The sequence below is a fragment of the Novosphingobium sp. GW821-FHT09E05 genome, assembly GCF_059416165.1.
In genome coordinates this window covers 64508-82630 of the sequence record NZ_JBWKOQ010000007.1, presented here as the reverse complement: position 1 = coordinate 82630, position 18123 = coordinate 64508, and the positions used below count along the sequence as shown (strand labels likewise).

The following is an 18123-nucleotide window of genomic DNA, read 5'->3' as shown; positions in this document are numbered from 1 at the left end:
GGCATCCAGTCGGGCTATGCGCACGACAGCTTTCTGTCGATCAAGGCCATTAACTGCCTTTCGGCTTTCCACCCATTGCAGCCATTAGCCGCGTAGATTCCGCTTCTCGAACCCGGTCGTTCGAGCATCATGCGCGGTGCAAAAAGGCGGCGGCAAAGCCCCCTCCGTGACGTCGGACGGGTTCGGCGAACCTCGTGGCCCGCCGGCCGAGCCGAGGGCCGCCGCCTGTGGCGGTACCGGCGCCTAACTCGCCAATCGCTGCGCGATCGCCATCGTCAGGCGCCTGGCATCTTCAGTACATATGCTGGCCGCCATTGATGCTCAGCGTCGAGCCGGTGACGAATGCGGCGTTTTCCGAGCACAGGAAGGCGCAGCCGCGCGCGATTTCATAGGCACTGCCAAGGCGGCCGACGGGAATCTTGGCGACGATCTTCTCGAGCACCGGGGCCGGCACGGCGGCAACCATGTCGGTGTCGATGTAGCCGGGCGCGATGGCGTTGACGGTGACGCCGTACTTGGCGCCTTCCTGCGCCAGCGCCTTCGTGAAACCGTGGATGCCGCTCTTGGCCGCCGCGTAGTTCACCTGGCCGTACTGGCCCGCCTGGCCGTTGATCGAGCCGATGTTGACGATCCGGCCCCAGCCGCGCTCGCGCATACCCGAGAAGGTGGCCTTGGCGGTGTTGAAGCAGCCGCCGAGGTTGACGCGCATGACGTCGTTCCAGTCGTCGAAGCTCATGCGGTGCAGCACGCCGTCGCGGGTGATGCCGGCGTTGTTGATGACGATGTCGATGGCGCCGATCTCGGCGGCGATGCGGTCGCAGCTTTCCTGCGTCGCCTCGTGGTCGCCCACGTCCCACCTGTAGGCGGGGATGCCGGTTTCCTCGGTGAAGGCGCGGGCCTTTTCCTCGTTGCCTGCATAATTCGCAACGACCGTGTGACCGCGTTCCTGCAGCGCGAGCGAGACGGCCTTACCGATACCCCGGGTTCCCCCGGTAACAATTGCAACGCGAGCCATATCAAGCCTTTCGCTATGTGAGCATCCACCGGCGACAGTGCTATGAAATGAATATGACGGCGGCAAGGCCGGCCATTGACCTAAACGCGCTTGTAATGTGCGTTTTCGGATGCGGAAACCGCAACCGGGGTTGCCGCTTTTCGAATCGCGGTTGTCAGAAGTGGAACTGCGTGCCGACGTAGACCGCCTGGCTGTCCTGCTTGCCGTCGGTCAGCGGGACGAGCCGCTCACGGTCCTGTGAGTAGCGCACGCCTGCAGTGACATCGAGGTTCTCGGTCACCCGGTAGGCGCCGCCGAGATCGACCTCGCCCGCCTCGCCCGAGAAGGTGTGCGGGGCGCGGCCTGCGGCGCGCTTCTCGTCGATGGAGATGCGCGGGGAGAAGCGCGATTCGTCCTTGGCGGCGGAGCCGGGTGCCAGGCTGAACTTCTTGAGTTCGGGCATTTCCGCCATCGGCTTGGCGGGCGCCTGCGGCACCAGGTTCTGCGCGAAGTTCTGGTATCCGCGCGAAACGCCGAGGTTGAACGCGGTGGGCGCAATGCGCAGCCGTGCGTCCTGTGTGGGCTGGGGCATCGGTGAGCGGCCGTGGACGATGATCGCCTGCGCCGCTTCCTGGTCGACGCGCACCGCGACGGTCACCGCGCGGTCGTGGCGGTCGGGCGGGACCGCCGGCGTGAAGGGAAACAGGTGTCCCTTGGCGAGCGAGCGCATGGCGATGGCGCGCGAGAGGTTTTCCGGAGTCGCTTCGGGTTCGAGCGAATCGATATCGTCGCCGCCCGCATGCGACTGGAAGTTGGTGGAGAAGGCGAGCACCGCGCTCGGCAGGGCGAGCAGGCCGACGCAGCCCGCCAGAAGCAGGCTGCCTTTCATGCTGCTACTCGTCGCGGTGCCCCGCTCGGTACTCATGTCGGAACCCTGTCGTTTCATGCCATTTTTGCCGGGGCATACCTTGCGGCGGACTCACCGCAGGACCCTTCGCCACATTGCCGCGGGCAGATTAACATGCCCTGAGCATGGAGGGGAAGGGCCGCGATGCGTTCAGCCCTCGCTCAGTGTCTCGCGCCAAGGAGGGATGTGTCTCCGTTCGGGGCGGCGCGGTCTTGGGCAAACCCTTCGGGCGCACTTGCCGCCCGGCCTGCGGCGGTTATAGAGACTTTTGACGATGGGTCCGGCCCGCGTCCGCCTTGCAATGCGGACAGGCCCGGCCCGGCATGAAACTGGGAATGACAATGACAGGCAGCACCGATACCGGCCTTCTTACCCTGCGCACTGTCGCAACCGCAGGTTTCTGCGCCATGGCGGCGCTTGCGCTCGCCGGCTGCGGCGGCGGCCGAGAGACCAAGAAGGCCACGCTGGCGCCCTCGCAGGTAACCACGATCGGCGTGAACAGCTACCTCTGGCGCGCGAGCCTCGATTCGGTTTCGTTCATGCCGCTGCTCCAGTCGGACAGCGCCGGCGGCGTCATCATCACCGACTGGTACGTGAACCCCAAGACCCCGACCGAGCGCGTCAAGGTCTCGATCATGATCCTCGACCAGAACCTGCGCGCCGATGCGCTGCGGGTGACGGCGGTGCGCGAAGTCTCGCAGGGCGGCGGCTGGGTGCCGGCGCCGGTCCAGGCGGCGACCGTGCAGAAGCTCGAGGACATCATCCTCACCCGCGCCCGCGACCTGCGTCGAGATTCGATCGGCGGGTAAGATTTACCGGGCGGCCCCAGTCGCCGCCCGGATCATTTAGGCGGGTCCGTTCACCCGCAGGAGTTTAGACAAAGATGACCGAGCGGTTCGATCCGGCTCAGGCCGACACGCGCTGGCAGGCTGCGTGGGACGAAGCGCAGAGCTTCCGCGCCGACGACACGTCCTCCAAGCCCCGCAGCTACGTGCTTGAGATGTTCCCCTATCCCTCGGGGCGCATCCACATCGGCCACGTGCGCAACTACACGATGGGCGACGTGCTCGCGCGCTACAAGCGGATGCGCGGCTTCGAGGTCCTCCACCCGATGGGCTGGGACGCCTTCGGCATGCCGGCCGAGAACGCGGCGATGGAAAAGGGCGTCCACCCCGGCGGCTGGACGCGTGAGAACATCGCCAACATGAAGGCGCAGCTCAAGCGCTTGGGCTTCGCGCTCGACTGGAGCCGCGAACTCGCCACCTGCGAGCCGGAGTACTACGGCCACGAGCAGGCGCTGTTCCTCGACCTCTACGAACACGACCTCGTCTATCGCAAGGAATCGGCGGTCAACTGGGACCCGGTCGACCAGACCGTGCTCGCCAACGAGCAGGTCATCGACGGGCGCGGCTGGCGCTCGGGCGCGCTGGTCGAGAAGCGCAAGCTCTCGCAGTGGTTCCTCAAGATCACCGACTTCGCCGACGAACTGCTCGAAGGCCTGTCCACGCTCGACAAGTGGCCCGAGAAGGTCCGCACGATGCAGGAGAACTGGATCGGCAAGTCGCAGGGCCTGCAGTTCAAGTTCGACCTGTCCACCGGCGGTTCGGTCGAAGTCTACTCGACCCGCCCCGACACGATCTTCGGCGCCAGCTTCGTGGCCGTCGCCGCCGATCACCCGATCGCGCAGGCCGCCGCTGTGGGCCGTCCCGAGGTCCAGGATTTCATCGCGCTGTGCAAGCAGGGCGGCACCACCGCCGCCGAACTCGAAACCGCCGAGAAGCTGGGCTTCGACACCGGGATCACCGCCCGGCACCCGTTCACCGGCGCCGAGCTGCCCGTGTTCATCGCGAACTTCGTGCTGATGGACTACGGCACCGGCGCGGTCATGGCCGTCCCCGGCCACGACCAGCGCGACTTCGAGTTCGCCACCAAGTACCAGCTGCCGATCCTGCGCGTCGTTGCGGCGAGCGCCGAGGATGCGGGCAAGTCGTTCGACGGCGAGTCCGAGGCCGGTGACGGCGTTCTGGTCAACTCCGATTTCCTGAACGGCCTCTCCGTTGCCGACGCCAAGGCGCAGGTCATCGCCCGCGCCGAGGCCGAAGGCTGGGGCGAGGGCAAGACGGTGTGGCGCCTGCGCGACTGGGGCGTCTCGCGCCAGCGCTACTGGGGTACGCCGATCCCGTTCATCCACTGCGAGGTCTGCGGCGTGGTGCCGGTGCCCAAGAAGCACCTGCCCGTCGTCCTGCCCGAGGACGTCGACTTCCAGACGCCGGGTAACCCGCTGGTTCGCCACCCGACCTGGAAGCACGTCGACTGCCCGCAGTGCGGCGCGCCCGCACGGCGCGAGACCGACACGCTGGACACCTTCGTCGACAGCTCGTGGTACTTCCTGCGCTTCGCCAGCCAGCCCGGCGACCGTCCGTTCGATCCCGTGAAGATCGCCGAGTGGCTGCCGGTCGAGCAGTACATCGGCGGCATCGAGCACGCGATCCTGCACCTGCTCTACGCCCGCTTCTGGACCCGCGCCCTCGCCCGCATCGGCAAGATCGAGGTCAAGGAACCGTTCGGCAGCCTGTTCACGCAGGGCATGGTCACGCACGAGACCTACTTCCGCCTCAACGACGCGAACGGCCAGCCGGTCTACTTCGCGCCGAGCGAGATCGAACGCACATCCGACGGTGCCACGCTCAAGGCGGACGGCGCACCGGTCGAGGTCGGCCGCGTGATCAAGATGTCGAAGTCGAAGAAGAACGTGGTCGATCCCGACGAGATCGTCGCGACTTACGGCGCCGACGCGATCCGCTGGTTCATGCTGTCCGACAGCCCGCCCGAGCGCGACCTGCCGTGGTCCGAGGCCGGGATCGAGGGCTGCGGCCGCTTCGTCCAGCGCCTGTGGCGCCTGTTCGGCCAGTACGACGCCGCCGCCACCGGCGAGGACAAGGCGCTCGACCGCAAGGCGCACCAGACAGTCGATGCCGCCGCGCGCGACATCGAATCGCTGGGCTTCAACAAGACCGTGGCGCGCATCTACGAACTGACCGGAGCGATCGAGAAGGCTGCCCCCTCGGCCAGCCGCTCGGCCGCGATCCGCACGCTGCTGTTGCTGGTCGCGCCGATGATGCCGCACCTTGCCGAAGAGGCCTGGGCGTCCATCGGAGAAGGCCTGATCGCCGACGCCGCCTGGCCCGAAGTCGATCTGGCGCTGCTGGTCGACGACGAAGTGACCGTCGCCGTCCAGGTCAAGGGCAAGCTGCGCGATACACTCACAGTCGCGAAGGGCACTTCCAAGGAAGAGCTGGAGGCGCTTGCCCTCGCCAGCGAGAAGGTGCAGCGTGCGCTGGATGGAGCTGAAGTGCGCAAGGTGATCGTGGTGCCCGACCGTCTGGTAAATCTCGTCGCGTGAAGGCTTTAGCGGTCCTTTTCGGCGCCTTGGCGCTCGCCGGCTGCGGGCTCCAGCCGATGTACGCGGGCGGCGGCAATGCCGCCGTCGCGCAGGGGCTTGCCGGCGTGCAGGTTTCCGCGATCGAGGGGCGCGCCGGCTGGCTGGTGCGCAACGCCCTCGTCGACGAACTCGGCATGTCGGGCAAGAAGGAGGCCGCGCCGCGCTACCGCCTCGATGTGCGCCTCGACGACAAGCTGGAAAGCTTCGCGCTGCTGTCGAACGACACCGTGGGGCGTGAACGCCGCACCCTTCGTGCCCGCTACCAGCTGGTCGACCAGGGCAGCGGCGAGATCGTCCTCGACGCGACCGCCGGCGCGGACGCGGGCATCGACGTCGTCTCGTCGGACTACGCGACGATCGCGGCCGAGCAGACCGCGCTGGAGAACATGGCCAAGGACGTGGCGACCCGCATCGTCACCAACGTCGCGCTCCGCCTGCGCGGCGACACCCAGCAGTAAGGGCCCGTGAAGGCCAGCCAGAAGGAATTTCCCGGGCTCGCCGCCCGCGCCGCCCGCGAGGCGCGCGTGTTCTTCTTCTGCGGCCCCGACGAATCGAGCGCCTTTGACGCCGCGACTCGCATCGTCTCGCTGCTTGACGATCCGGGCGAGCGCATCGAGATGGCCGGCGCCGACCTGCGCCGTGATCCGGTGAAGCTGGGCGACGAGGCCCGCTCCAATTCGCTGTTCGGCGGCGCCCGGCACATCTGGGTGCGCGCAGCGGGCGACGAGGCGCACGACGCGGTGCAGACCCTGCTCGAAAACGACGTGGATGGCTGCCCGGTCCTGATCGTCGCCACCGGTGCCACCGACAAGTCGCGCACCGCCAAGCTGCTCGCCGCGAGGCCCGATGGGCTCGTCGCGATGTTCTATCCGCCCGACCTCGGCACGGTGACCGCGGCGGTGCGCACCATGGCGAATACCGCCGGGGTCAAGATCGGCAGCGAGATCGCAGAGCGCATCGCGCGCGGCGCCGGGCTCGACACCCGCATCGCGCGTTCGGAAGTGACCAAGCTCGCGCTCTACCTCGATGCCTCGCCCGAAACGCCGCGCGCGGTGTCGGCGGCGGATCTCGACGCGGTCGGCGCTTCGACCGAGGATGACGGCTTTGGCGCGCTCGTCGATGCGGTGCTGAGCGGGCGCCGCGAGGCGATCGGACCAGAGCTGCGCCGCATGCGCGAGCAGGGCATGAACCCGGTCGGCCTGCTGCTCGCCTTCGAGCGCCGCGCCGCGCAGCTCGCCGGTCTGGCCGCAAGGCTGGGTGACGGGCGTGACGTCGCCGGATTCCTCAAGGCAGAGGCTGGCGCGCGCCGGGTGTTCTGGAAGGACCAGCCCGCACTCGCCGCCCAGCTTCAGGTGTGGAGGGGGGCCAGGCTGGAGCGCCTCGTGGCCCGGCTCGTTTCTTTGCACCAGCTGTTGATGAACAACAGTCACGACGCGGAACTACTGCTGGCGAACGGTTTGTTGATAATAGCCCGGTCCGCGCGTCCCGAATCCAGACACCGGACTATTCCCACGTCCTGACGAATACTCTTTTCCGGTTGCCTCCCATGTTCATACGGGCGTATACCTATTGCGCCGCAGCATGACTGCCATGCAGCGTGCGCCGATAACATCTGTGTGAGGGAACGATCGGCGTGAGTTCGCAACCAGGAGAGCCGGGCCGATGAACGCGCCATTTGCTGCGCGTCCGCTCATCAAGGAGGGGACGGATTTCGACGACCTGCTGGTCGCTCCATCCCGAGAACGACGCCGTCTCCAGTGCTATCTCGCGCTTGTGGTGGCCGACATCTGCGCCATCTTCGTCGGCTTCGCGGCCACCGGATACCTGCTTTCGGGCACGCACGGCCTATCGGCAAGCCTGGTCCACGCGCAGTTGATCCTGCCGATCTACCTGACCCTGGCGCTGTACAACGGCGCCTATTCCACGACAGCGCTGCAACAGGGCTGGACCGGCGTCTTCCGCGCCATGGTGGCGACCGCGATCGCGGTCGTCGTGGTCGTATTCGTGCAGTTCCTGATCCGGCCGGAAGCGGACTTCTCGCGCTGGGGGTTCAATGGCGGCGCGATCTGCGCGATGCTGGTGATCGGTTGGGCCCGCCTGCAGCTGCGCAGCTTCATCCGCTGGCGCTGCGGCGAGAACGTGCTCAACGAGCTCATCATCGACGATGGTGGCCCCAAGGTCGAACTGCGCGGCGCGATCCGCATCTCGGCCGCGGCGATGGGCCTGCGTCCCAATCTCAACGATCCCAACGCGCTCGACCGCATCGGCCTCATCCTGCGCAACATCGACCGTGTCGTGGTGAGCTGCCCGTCGGGTCGCCGCGTCGAATGGGCGATGATGCTCAAGGGCGCCAACGTCGACGGCGAAGTGCTCGACGACGAGGTCGCCCGCCTCGGCGCGCAGGGCGCCCGGGTGGTCGGCAAGCACGGGCTGCTGCTGGTCTCGGCGGGGCCGCTGGGTCTTCGCGACCGCGCGATCAAGCGCCTGTTCGACGTCGCCTTCGCGGGCGGCGCCATCGTCGCGCTGTCGCCGTTGCTCATCACGGTGGCGCTGGCGGTGAAAATCCAGGACGGCGGCTCGGTGTTCTTCACCCAGCGCCGGATGGGGCGCGGCAACCGCTTCTTCAACATGTACAAGTTCCGCTCGATGACGCAGACGCTCTGCGACACCGACGGCAACGTCTCGGCCTCGAAGGACGACAAGCGGATCACCCGCGTCGGCCGTTTCATCCGCAAGACCAGCATCGACGAACTGCCGCAGCTGTTCAACGTGCTGCTGGGCGACATGAGCCTCGTGGGTCCGCGACCGCACGCCACCGGCTCGCTGGCGGGCGATAAGCTGTTCTGGGAAGTCGACCTGCGCTACTGGCAGCGCCATTCGCTGAAGCCCGGCCTGTCGGGCCTTGCGCAGGTCCGCGGCTTCCGCGGCGCCACCGACCACGAATCGGACCTCGTCAACCGCCTCCAGGCCGATCTCGAGTACCTTGAGGGCTGGACGATCATGCGCGACATCCAGATCATCCTCCTGACCATGCGCGTACTGGTCCACGACCGGGCGTTCTGACCGATCGCGGGACCTGTACGGTCCCGGCTCGACAGCCGGTCAATCTAACCACCGCCATGAAATCCCCGTCATCGCCGCGACGGCGGGGATCCCGCTTGTTCGTTCGAGACGGCGTCGTGGCGCAAGTAAGCGGGGCCCCCGCCTGCGCGGGGGCAACGGGATTTGGGTCTTGTCCAGCGATGGGTACGGGACGGGGGCGCCGAGGCGCCCGCCTCTCAGTTGCCGTTCTGCTTGGGCACCGAGAACGTGCCCGAGACCCGCCCCCCGGGGCCTCCCGAGGCCGACGACACGCCGCTTTTGAGGTCGACGACCAGACGGCCGCCCCGCAGGGTGTCGCCATTCACGCGCTTGATCGAGGCATTGCCGGTCATGGTGATGATGCGCTGGTTGAAGTCGTAGATGCCCACGTCTCCGGTCGCGGTCTCGTTCGGACGGGTTACGACGACGCCGCCGCTTGCGGTGATGCGCTGGATCTGCATCGAGCCGGCATTGGTGAAGTTCACGACCGTGCGCGCCGCGCGCAGGCGCAGCTCGGCCTGCTTGACGTCGACATTGCCGGACAGGACCACGCGGTTCTGCTTGTCCTGCAGTTCGATGCGGTCGGCGGCATAGTCGACCGGCGCGTCGGAGTTATGGCCGGAGAGCGCCTGCGCGCCCAGTTGCTGCGATCCCGCTAGGGCAGCGAGCCCCAGTATCGGCACGGCGAGCGCGAGACGGCGGCCCTTGATGCGCGGGGGCGTGACGGACTTGGCGGCGGGTGTCATTGGGGTATCCTCAGCTTGCCGGGCGTCATGCGCAGCCGGGCATTGCCTTCCAGGGTCACGGTGCGGTTTTCGAGATCCGCCTTCATCGAGTCGGCGCGGAAGGTGCCGGTGGGCACGGTTCCGTCGACACCGCCCGATCCTACCGCGACCTGCGACTTCACGTCGATGCCGACCTTGCTCGTCGTCATCCTGTAGCCGTCGGGGGCGTCGAAATTGACCGGGCCGTTCACCGCGATCTGCTCGGTGTCGTAGTTGTAGGCGCCGTTGGGCGCGACGATCTGCGCGGGGCCGTCATTGAGGCTCAGCAGCGCCTTCAGCTTGTCCATCTGCACGACCGGCGTCGTTGCGCTGCGCTGCACGGCGGTTCCGGCGGTGACCACGAAGCCGCGCTGCTTGTTGTCCTTGCCGCGATAGGCGGCATCGGCAACCTTCAGGCGCTCGGTGGTGATCGCCACCTTGTTGCGGTCGAGCAGGAAGCTGATTTCACCGCGCGGGGAAAGCGGCACCAGGATCATCACCGCCGCCACCACGCCGATCCCTGCCGGCAGCGCTTTGGCGAGGAAGCCGACGAGCCGGTCGTGCGAACCGCCGGGAGCGGCGAAGTGCCGGCGGCGGTTGCGGATCTGGACGGCTTCTACGGACATGGCGGTTCAGGAAACTCCCGGAGGAACGATCAGGCTGCTTCGTGGCTGAAGATGTCGTGGTCGGGCCACCCGGCGAGGTCGAGGCGGGCGCGGGCGGGCAGGAAGTCGAAGCAGGCCTGCGCCAGTTCGGTCCGGTGCTCGCGAGCGAGGCGCTCGACCAGGATGGTGTGCATCGCGTGGAGGTAGCGCACGTCGGACGCGGCATAGTCCTTCTGCGCCTCGGTCAGTTCGGGTGCGCCCCAGTCGCTCGACTGCTGCTGCTTGGACACTTCCTTGCCGAGCAGTTCGCGCACGAGGTCCTTGAGGCCGTGGCGGTCGGTGTAGGTGCGCACCAGCTTGCTGGCGATCTTGGTGCAGAACACCGGCGCCGCGACGGTGCCGAGGTAATGGTCGATCGCGGCAAGGTCGAAGCGCGCGAAGTGGTACAGCTTGAGGCGCGCCGGGTCGGCCAGCACGGCCTTGAGGTTGGGCGCGTCGAACGTGCTGCCCGGGCCGAAGCGCACGAGGTGTTCGTCCCCCTTGCCGTCCGAGATCTGCACCAGGCAGAGCCGGTCGCGCGGGGTGATGAGCCCCATCGTTTCGGTGTCGATAGCGACGGGTCCCGGCGCAAGCACGCCTTCGGGGAGATCTTCTTCGTGGAGATGGACAGCCATAGTCCGGAAATGCTTAGGGACACCTCGGGTATTTCGCAATGCCGGCTGGGCCGGCGCGCAGGTTTTTCGCGAAAGGTCGGGCATGAGCGCCACACAGGACGGGCAGGCTGTACCGGCGAGCTGGGCTCCCACGCTGGACCCGGTTCTGGCGGCGCCGGAGGCGCGGCGGCTGGGGGGCTGGCTCAAGGCCGAGGAAGCGGCAGGCAAGCGGATCTATCCGCCGCGCGGCACCCGGTTACGGGCCTTCGAACTCACCCCGCTGGACGAAGTGCGCGTCGTGATCCTCGGGCAGGACCCGTACCACGGGGCCGGGCAGGCGCACGGCCTCGCCTTCTCGGTGCAGGAAGGAGTGCGGGTGCCGCCCTCGCTGGTCAACATGTACAAGGAACTGGCCACCGACTGCGGCGTCACCGCGCCGGGCCACGGCAACCTGGAGCACTGGGCGCGCCAGGGGGTGCTGCTGCTCAACAATGCGCTGACGGTGGAGGAAGGCCAGGCCGGCTCGCACCAGAACCGCGGCTGGGAAGCCGTCACTGACGCTGCCGTCGCGGCCGTCGCGGCCAAGCAGGCGCCTTGCGTGTTCCTGCTCTGGGGCAATCACGCGAAGAAGAAGGCGATGCGCGTGCCCGGGCTGGCGCAGAGCCACCACCTCGTGCTGACCGCCCCGCATCCGAGCCCGCTGTCGGCCTACGCCGGGTTCTTCGGCAGCCGGCCTTTCAGCCAGGCGAATGCGTTTCTCGCGGAGCATGGGCGCGGCACGATCGACTGGTAGGGGGCGCGGCGCACGCATTACCAGCGGATCTAGACCAAAGACCTGATTCGTCGTCCCCGCGCAGGCGCGGACCCCGCTTGTTCTTTCGACCTCGCAAAGGAAGCGGGACCCCCGCCTTCGCGGCGGCGACGGTGATATTCAGGTCAGGCCGGGTAGCGGACTTGGGCACTCCAGACCGCGAGTGGTCCGTTCAAGTCCGGGACGACGGCCAGGCCGAAGGTCCGGGAAGCGCCTCGTCCATCTCGTAGTGGCTCATCGCGCCGCCGACCGAGAGGTCGCCGAAGCAGGCGCGGAACTTGCCGAAGGCCTCGAGGTCGCGGGCGGCCTGATGCGCCTCCATCGAGGTCCACACGACGTTGAAGGTGAACTTCGAGGGATTTTCCACCCCGCGCCCGAAGCGCGCGGAAACCACGCCCTCGCAGGCGGCGAGGTGCGCCACGCCGGTTTCGCGCATGGCAGCGGCAAACTGGTCCTCGGCGCCCGGGCGCACTTCGATCTCGGCGATTTCCAGCAGCATGCGTGTTCTCCTCTCGGGGCCAGTGAACCTGCACGGTAGGGCTTGGTCAAGCGAGGGCGGCGAGTGATCGCCTTGGCGGGCGCAGGGGTGAGCGGCCGGGGATGGGCGCAATCGCGCTTTCCATCCAACCCCGTCGTCCTGGAGAGAGTGGGAGGAGGTTCCCCCAGGCCCACAGAAAAAGGGGCGCACCTCGCGGCACGCCCCCCCTCTCATTCGATAGCGAATCCGGTCAGCGTGGGAGCTGGCTCTCGCCCATCAGCACGAGATCGACCGAGCGGGCGCACTGGCGGCCCTCGCGGATCGCCCAGACGACCAGCGACTGGCCGCGGCGCATGTCGCCGCAGGCGAAGATCTGCTCATCGGTGGTCTGGTAGCGCAGCACGTCGGCCTTGACGTTGCCGCGCGGATCCAGCTCGACGCCCGACTGGTTGATCATGCCGGGCTTGCGCGGGCCGGTGAAGCCCATGGCGAGGAAGATCAGGTCCGCCTGCAGCGTGAACTCGCTGCCCTCGACTTCCTGCATCTTGCCGTCGACCCATTCGACACGCACGCATTCCAGGCCGCGCACGTCGTTGTCGCCGACGACGCGCTTGGTCAGGACCGACCAGTCGCGGTCGGCGCCTTCCTCGTGGCTGGAGGAGGTGCGCAGCTTGAGCGGCCAGAACGGCCACGACATCGCCTTGTTCTCCATCACCGGGGGCTTGGGCATGATCTCCAGCTGGGTGACCGAGGCCGCCCCCTGGCGGTTCGAGGTGCCGACGCAGTCCGAACCGGTGTCGCCGCCGCCGATGACGATGACGTGCTTGCCGGTGGCCGAGATGGTGCCGCGCGGGGCGGCGCGCAGTTCGTCGTCGCCGGCGTTGCGCTTGTTCTGCTGGGTCAGGAACTCCATCGCCAGGCGCACGCCGGGCAGTTCCGCGCCGGGAATGTCGAGGCGGCGGGCTTCCTCGGCGCCGCCGGCGAAGACCACCGCGTCGAAGTTCTCCTTGAGCGAGGCGACCGAGACGGTCACGCCCACTTCGGTGGAGGTCTTGAACACCACGCCTTCGGCTTCCATCTGCGCCGCGCGGCGGTTGATGAGGTGCTTCTCCATCTTGAAGTCGGGGATGCCGTAACGCATCAGTCCGCCGACGCGGTCGTTCTTCTCGAACACCGTGACCGAGTGGCCGGCGCGCGCCAGCTGCTGCGCGCAGGCGAGGCCCGCCGGGCCCGAGCCCACCACCGCGACCGACTTGCCGGTGCGGCGCACGGGAACCTGCGGCGTGATCCAGCCTTCGGTCCATCCCTTGTCGACGATCGCGCATTCGATCGACTTGATGGTCACCGGCTCGTCGATGATGTTGAGCGTGCAGGCCGCCTCGCATGGGGCGGGGCAGATGCGGCCGGTGAATTCGGGGAAGTTGTTGGTCGAGTGGAGGATTTCCAGGGCGCTCCGGAAGTCGTCCTCGTAGACCAGGTGGTTCCAGTCCGGGATGATGTTGTTGACTGGACAGCCGGTATGACAGTGCGGCACGCCGCAGTTCATGCAGCGCGAAGCCTGGTCCTTGAGCGCCTGCGGCGCCAGCGGAACGACGAATTCGTTGTAGTTCTTCAGCCGCGCGTCGACGGGACCATACGTGCGGTCCTGGCGGTCGAGTTCGAGAAAGCCGGTTTCCTTGCCCATGCTATGCGATCCTAAATCTTATTCTGCTGCGACCGAGGCGGCTTCGAGGCGTTCGGCCTCCTGCTGGCGCAGGGCCTTGGCATAGTCGCGCGGCATCACCTTGACGAATTTGCCGAGAGTGTTCGACCAGTCGTCGAGCAACGCGCGGGCCTGCTTCGAGCCGGTGTGCAGGTGGTGGCGTTCGAGCAGGATGCGCAGGCGCTCCGCGTCGTGGCGCAGCGGATCGCCCATGCCCAGGTCGGTGACCGAGGACGTGCGCTGCTGCGGACGGCCGGTGCCTTCATCCTCGTCGGCATCGGCCGCAATGGGAAGCAAGTCGACCATCGCGCCGTTGACCAGTTTGTCGAACTGGCCGTCGGCGTCGTAGACGTAGGCGATGCCGCCGGACATGCCCGCCGCGAAGTTGCGGCCGGTCTTGCCCAGCACCAGCACGACGCCGCCGGTCATGTATTCGCACCCATGGTCGCCGCAGCCCTCGACCACCGCGATGGCGCCCGAGTTGCGCACGGCGAAACGCTCGCCGCCGACGCCGTTGAAGAACGCCTCGCCCGAGATCGCGCCGTAGAGCACGGTGTTGCCGACGATGATGTTCTTGAGCGGGTCACGATCGACGTGGCCCGGCTGGCGCACGATCACGCGGCCGCCCGACAGGCCCTTGCCGACGTAGTCGTTGGCATCACCGGTCAGGTCGAGCGTGACGCCGTGGGCGAGCCAGGCGCCGAAGCTCTGGCCGGCGACGCCAGTGAGCTTCACGTTGATCGTGTTGTCGGGCAGGCCCGCATGGCCGTAGCGCTTGGCCACTTCACCCGAGAGCATAGCGCCGACCGTGCGGTTGACGTTGATGATCGGCTTCTCGATGCGGACCGCCTCGCGGTGCTCCAGCGCGTCGGTCGAGGCCGCGATCAGCGCGTTGTCGAGCGCATTCTCGAGGCCGTGGTCCTGCGTCTGCGACCAGTTGAGCGACGGACCGTCGCCCAGCGGGGCCTGGTAGAGCAGCTTCGAAAGGTCGACGCCCCGGGCCTTCCAGTGAGTGATCGCCTTGCGCGTGTCGAGACGATCGACGCGTCCGGTCATCTCGGGGATGGTGCGGAAGCCCAGCTCGGCCATGATCGCGCGCAGTTCCTCTGCGACGAAGAAGAAGTAGTTGATCACGTGCTCGGGCTGGCCGGTGAAGCGGGCGCGCAGGACGGGGTCCTGGGTGGCGACGCCGACCGGGCAGGTGTTGAGGTGGCACTTGCGCATCATGATGCAGCCGGCCGCGATCAGCGGCGCGGTGGCAAAGCCGAACTCGTCCGCACCCAGCAGCGCGGCGATGGCGACGTCGCGCCCGGTGCGCAGGCCGCCGTCGGCCTGCACCACCACGCGGCTGCGCAGGTTGTTGAGCAGCAGCGTCTGCTGCGTCTCGGCAAGGCCGATCTCCCAGGGCGAGCCCGCGTGGGTCAGCGAGGTCAGCGGCGACGCGCCGGTGCCGCCCTCGTAGCCGGCGATCGTGATGTGGTCCGCGCGCGCCTTGGAGACGCCCGCTGCGACCGTGCCAACGCCGACTTCGGACACCAGCTTGACCGAAACGCGCGCCTTGGGGTTCACGTTCTTGAGGTCGTGGATGAGCTGGGCGATGTCCTCGATCGAGTAGATGTCGTGGTGCGGCGGCGGGCTGATGAGGCCCACGCCCGGCGTCGAGTGACGGGTCCGGCCGATGATCTTGTCGACCTTGTCGCCGGGCAGCTGGCCGCCCTCGCCGGGCTTGGCGCCCTGGGCCATCTTGATCTGGATGTCGTCGGCGTTGACGAGGTACTCGGTGGTGACGCCGAAGCGGCCCGAGGCAACCTGCTTGATCGACGAGCGCATGGTGTCGCCGTTTTCCATCGGCTTGAAGCGCGAGGGGTCCTCGCCGCCTTCGCCGGTGTTCGACTTGCCGCCGATGCGGTTCATCGCCACGGCCAGCGTGGTATGCGCCTCCCACGAGATCGAGCCGTAGCTCATCGCGCCGGTGGCGAAGCGCTTGACGATGTCGGTGGCGGGCTCGACCTCCTCGATCGGGATCGACTCGCCGGGCACGAAGTCCATCAGCCCGCGGATCGTGAGCATGCGCTCCGACTGGTCGTTGATGGTCTGCGCGAACTGCTTGTACTTCTCGGGCACGTTGCCGCGCACGGCGTGCTGGAGCAGGCCGATGTTCTCGCTGGTCCAGGCGTGCTCCTCGCCGCGCACGCGCGCGCCGTAGATGCCGCCGACGTCGAGCATCGACTTGTAGATCGGGTCGTCGCCGTAGGCGGCCTGGTGGCGGCGCACGGTCTCTTCGGCGATCTCGGGAAGGCCCGCACCCTCGATGGTGGTGGCGGTTCCGGTGAAGTACTTGTCGACGAAGGCGGTGGTGAGGCCCACCGCGTCGAAGATCTGCGCGCCGCAGTACGACTGGTAGGTCGAGATGCCCATCTTGGACATGACCTTACGGATGCCCTTGCCGATGGCGTAGACGTAGTTCTTCGCGGCCTGCTCGGCGGTGACCGGCAGGTTCTTGCGCACGCGCAGCGCCTCGATCGTCTCGAGCGCGAGGTAGGGGTTGATCGCCTCCGCGCCGTAGCCCGCGAGCGCGCAGAAGTGGTGCACCTCGCGCGCTTCGCCGGTTTCCACGACGAGGCCGGTCTGCATGCGCAGGCCCTGGCGGACGAGGTGGTGGTGGACGGCCGCCGTCGCCAGCAGCGCCGGCATCGGGATGCGGCCCGGGCCCTGCGCGCGGTCCGACAGGATCAGGATGTTCTTGTCCGCCAGCACCGCTTCGGTCGCGGCCCAGCACATCTCCTTGATCGCCTGCTCGAGACCTTCGGCGCCGCTCTTGGCGTCCCAGGTCATGTCGATGGTGCCGGTGCGGAAGGCGCCGTCGAGGGCCGCTTCCACCGAGCGGATCTTGGCGAGGCCGAGGTCCGTCAGGATCGGCTGGCTGACTTCGAGGCGCTTGTGCGTGCCGGCATCATGGCCGAGCAGGTTGGGGCGCGGGCCGACCATCGTCACCAGGCTCATCACCAGCTCCTCGCGGATCGGGTCGATCGGCGGGTTGGTGACCTGGGCGAAGTTCTGCTTGAAGTAGTCGTAGAGCAGGCGCGACTTCGACGACAGCACCGGGATCGGCGTGTCGGTGCCCATCGAACCGAGCGGATCGTCGGCGTTCAGCGCCATCGGCTCGAGGAAGCGGCTGACGTCTTCCTGCGTGTAGCCGAAGGCCTGCTGGCGATCGAGCAGCGTGCCCATCGCCATCGGCAGGGTGGCGAGGTCGGGCTCGATCACGTCGAGGTCGGCCAGCTTGTACTGCGCCTGGGTGAGCCACTTTTCGTAGGGCTCGGCCTCGGCCAGCTTGGTCTTGATCTCCTCGTCCTCGATGATGCGGCCTTCCTCGAAGTCGATCAGCAGCATGCGGCCGGGCTGGAGACGCCACTTGCGCACGATGTTGTCTTCCTTGATCGGAAGGACGCCGCTCTCCGACGCCATGACGCACAGGTCGTCGTCGGTGACGAGGAAGCGCGCGGGGCGCAGGCCGTTGCGGTCGAGGGTGGCGCCGATCTGGCGACCGTCGGTAAAGGCGACGGCGGCGGGGCCGTCCCACGGCTCCATCAGCGCGGCGTGGTACTCGTAGAACGCGCGGCGTTCCGCGGTCATCAGCGGGTTGCCGGTCCATGCCTCGGGGATGAGGATCATCATCGCGTGGGCAAGGCTGTACCCGCCCGCGAGCAGCAGCTCGAAGGCGTTGTCGAGGCAGGCGGTGTCCGACTGGCCGTGCGGGATCAGCGGCCACATCTTGTCGAGGTCGGCGCCGAGCAGCTCGGATTCCATGGTGCGGCGGCGCGCGTTCATCCAGTTCACGTTGCCGCGAACCGTGTTGATCTCGCCGTTGTGCGCCATGAAGCGGAACGGGTGCGCCAGCTTCCAGCTCGGGAAGGTGTTGGTCGAGAAGCGCTGGTGGACGAGGCCGAGCGCCGAGACGAACTCGGGGTTGCGCAGGTCGTCGTAGAACGAGCCGACCTGGGTCGCCAGCAGCAGGCCCTTGTAGACGATCGTCCGGCTGGAGAAGCTGGGCATGTACAGCTCGGTCAGGCCGGGCAGGTCGTGCTTTTCGGCGAGCGCCGCCAGCGGGTTCTGGGTCTGCTTGCGGATCGCCAGGATCTTGCGCTCGAACGCGTCCTGGTCGGCGCAACTCTCGCCGCGGCCGACGATGCACTGGCGGATCACCGGCATCGATTCGAGCACGGTCTTGCCGAGGCCGTCGAGCGTGACGGGCACGTCGCGCCAGCCGATCAGGTGCTGGCCTTCCTTGTTGATGAACTTCTCGAAGATCGAGACGATCATCTCGCGCGCGGCTTCGTCCTGCGGCAGGAAGCACATCGCGACGGCGTAGTCGCCGGCCTTGGGCAGCTCGACGCCCGTCTCGGCGGCCCAGGTGCGCAGCAGCTGGTCGGGAAGCTGGGTCAGGATGCCGGCGCCGTCACCCAGCAGGGGGTCGGCGCCCACCGCACCGCGGTGGTCGATGTTTTTCAGAATCTCCAGAGCCTGGGTAATGATCGCGTGGTTTTTCTGGCCCTTGATATGGGCTACGAAGCCCACACCGCAGGAATCGTGTTCATTGCGCGCGTCATAGAGGCCCTGGGGCTTAGGAAATCCCATCGATAAAAACCCATCCTGTCATTTTTTTGGCCGGGGCTCACCTGGCAT

14 protein-coding genes are annotated in these 18123 nt (G+C 67.5%); 6 read left to right on the top strand and 8 right to left on the bottom strand.

Features of this window, described 5'->3' with window-relative positions; all coding sequences use genetic code 11:
- Positions 1-292: 292 nt before the first annotated feature.
- Both phbB and AC07M9_RS19550 read right to left on the bottom strand, forming a co-directional pair.
- Entirely contained in the window at positions 293-1015 is a 723-nt protein-coding gene (phbB, locus tag AC07M9_RS19555; protein ID WP_494886108.1) for an acetoacetyl-CoA reductase, read from the bottom strand.
- A gap of 154 nt (positions 1016-1169) precedes the next feature.
- Positions 1170-1919 (bottom strand): hypothetical protein, encoded by a 750-nt coding sequence (locus AC07M9_RS19550; RefSeq protein ID WP_494886106.1) that lies wholly within the window; start codon positions 1917-1919, stop codon positions 1170-1172.
- 323 nt (positions 1920-2242) lie between these two features.
- On the opposite strand from AC07M9_RS19550, the gene AC07M9_RS19545 reads away from it, so the two are divergent.
- From AC07M9_RS19545 to AC07M9_RS19525, 5 genes are all read left to right on the top strand, one after another.
- Positions 2243-2710, top strand: a complete 468-nt coding sequence (locus AC07M9_RS19545) for a DUF3576 domain-containing protein (protein ID WP_494886104.1) — start codon at positions 2243-2245, stop codon at positions 2708-2710.
- A 74-nt stretch (positions 2711-2784) separates the two neighbouring features.
- Complete coding sequence (leuS, locus tag AC07M9_RS19540) at positions 2785-5304, top strand: leucine--tRNA ligase (RefSeq protein ID WP_494886103.1); 2520 nt, start codon at positions 2785-2787, stop codon at positions 5302-5304.
- Positions 5301-5801: an LPS assembly lipoprotein LptE gene (gene lptE, locus AC07M9_RS19535; protein ID WP_494886101.1), complete on the top strand. Its 501-nt coding sequence runs from the start codon at positions 5301-5303 to the stop codon at positions 5799-5801. Before leuS ends, lptE begins: the two co-directional genes overlap by 4 nt.
- A 6-nt stretch (positions 5802-5807) precedes the next feature.
- Positions 5808-6863, top strand: coding sequence for a DNA polymerase III subunit delta (holA, locus tag AC07M9_RS19530; RefSeq protein ID WP_494886099.1), 1056 nt, complete (start codon positions 5808-5810; stop codon positions 6861-6863).
- 142 nt (positions 6864-7005) lie between these two features.
- Positions 7006-8406: a sugar transferase gene (locus AC07M9_RS19525; protein WP_494886097.1), complete on the top strand. Its 1401-nt coding sequence runs from the start codon at positions 7006-7008 to the stop codon at positions 8404-8406.
- Positions 8407-8621: 215 nt separating this feature from the next.
- Here AC07M9_RS19525 and AC07M9_RS19520 read toward each other — a convergent pair whose 3' ends face one another.
- From AC07M9_RS19520 to AC07M9_RS19510, 3 genes are read right to left on the bottom strand one after another with little or no spacing between them, the layout of a single operon-like run.
- Complete coding sequence (locus tag AC07M9_RS19520) at positions 8622-9170, bottom strand: LptA/OstA family protein (RefSeq protein WP_494886095.1); 549 nt, start codon at positions 9168-9170, stop codon at positions 8622-8624.
- Positions 9167-9814 carry an LPS export ABC transporter periplasmic protein LptC gene (lptC, locus tag AC07M9_RS19515; protein WP_494886093.1) on the bottom strand — a complete coding sequence of 216 codons (648 nt, stop codon included), beginning with the start codon at positions 9812-9814 and terminating at the stop codon, positions 9167-9169. Before lptC ends, AC07M9_RS19520 begins: the two co-directional genes overlap by 4 nt.
- A 29-nt stretch (positions 9815-9843) precedes the next feature.
- Complete coding sequence (locus AC07M9_RS19510; protein WP_494886091.1) at positions 9844-10467, bottom strand: ribonuclease D; 624 nt, start codon at positions 10465-10467, stop codon at positions 9844-9846.
- A gap of 82 nt (positions 10468-10549) precedes the next feature.
- On the opposite strand from AC07M9_RS19510, the gene ung reads away from it, so the two are divergent.
- The gene (ung, locus tag AC07M9_RS19505) at positions 10550-11239 is read left to right on the top strand and encodes a uracil-DNA glycosylase (protein ID WP_494886089.1); all 690 of its coding nucleotides are present in this window, start codon (positions 10550-10552) and stop codon (positions 11237-11239) included.
- A 190-nt stretch (positions 11240-11429) separates the two neighbouring features.
- On the opposite strand, the gene AC07M9_RS19500 is transcribed toward ung, so the two are convergent.
- From AC07M9_RS19500 to gltB, 3 genes are all read right to left on the bottom strand, one after another.
- The gene (locus AC07M9_RS19500) at positions 11430-11756 is read right to left on the bottom strand and encodes a putative quinol monooxygenase (protein ID WP_494886087.1); all 327 of its coding nucleotides are present in this window, start codon (positions 11754-11756) and stop codon (positions 11430-11432) included.
- Positions 11757-11985: 229 nt separating this feature from the next.
- On the bottom strand, positions 11986-13419 hold the full coding sequence (locus tag AC07M9_RS19495) for a glutamate synthase subunit beta (RefSeq protein WP_494886085.1): 1434 nt from the start codon (positions 13417-13419) through the stop codon (positions 11986-11988).
- 18 nt (positions 13420-13437) lie between these two features.
- Complete coding sequence (gltB, locus tag AC07M9_RS19490; RefSeq protein ID WP_494886083.1) at positions 13438-18075, bottom strand: glutamate synthase large subunit; 4638 nt, start codon at positions 18073-18075, stop codon at positions 13438-13440.
- Positions 18076-18123 lie beyond the last annotated feature (48 nt).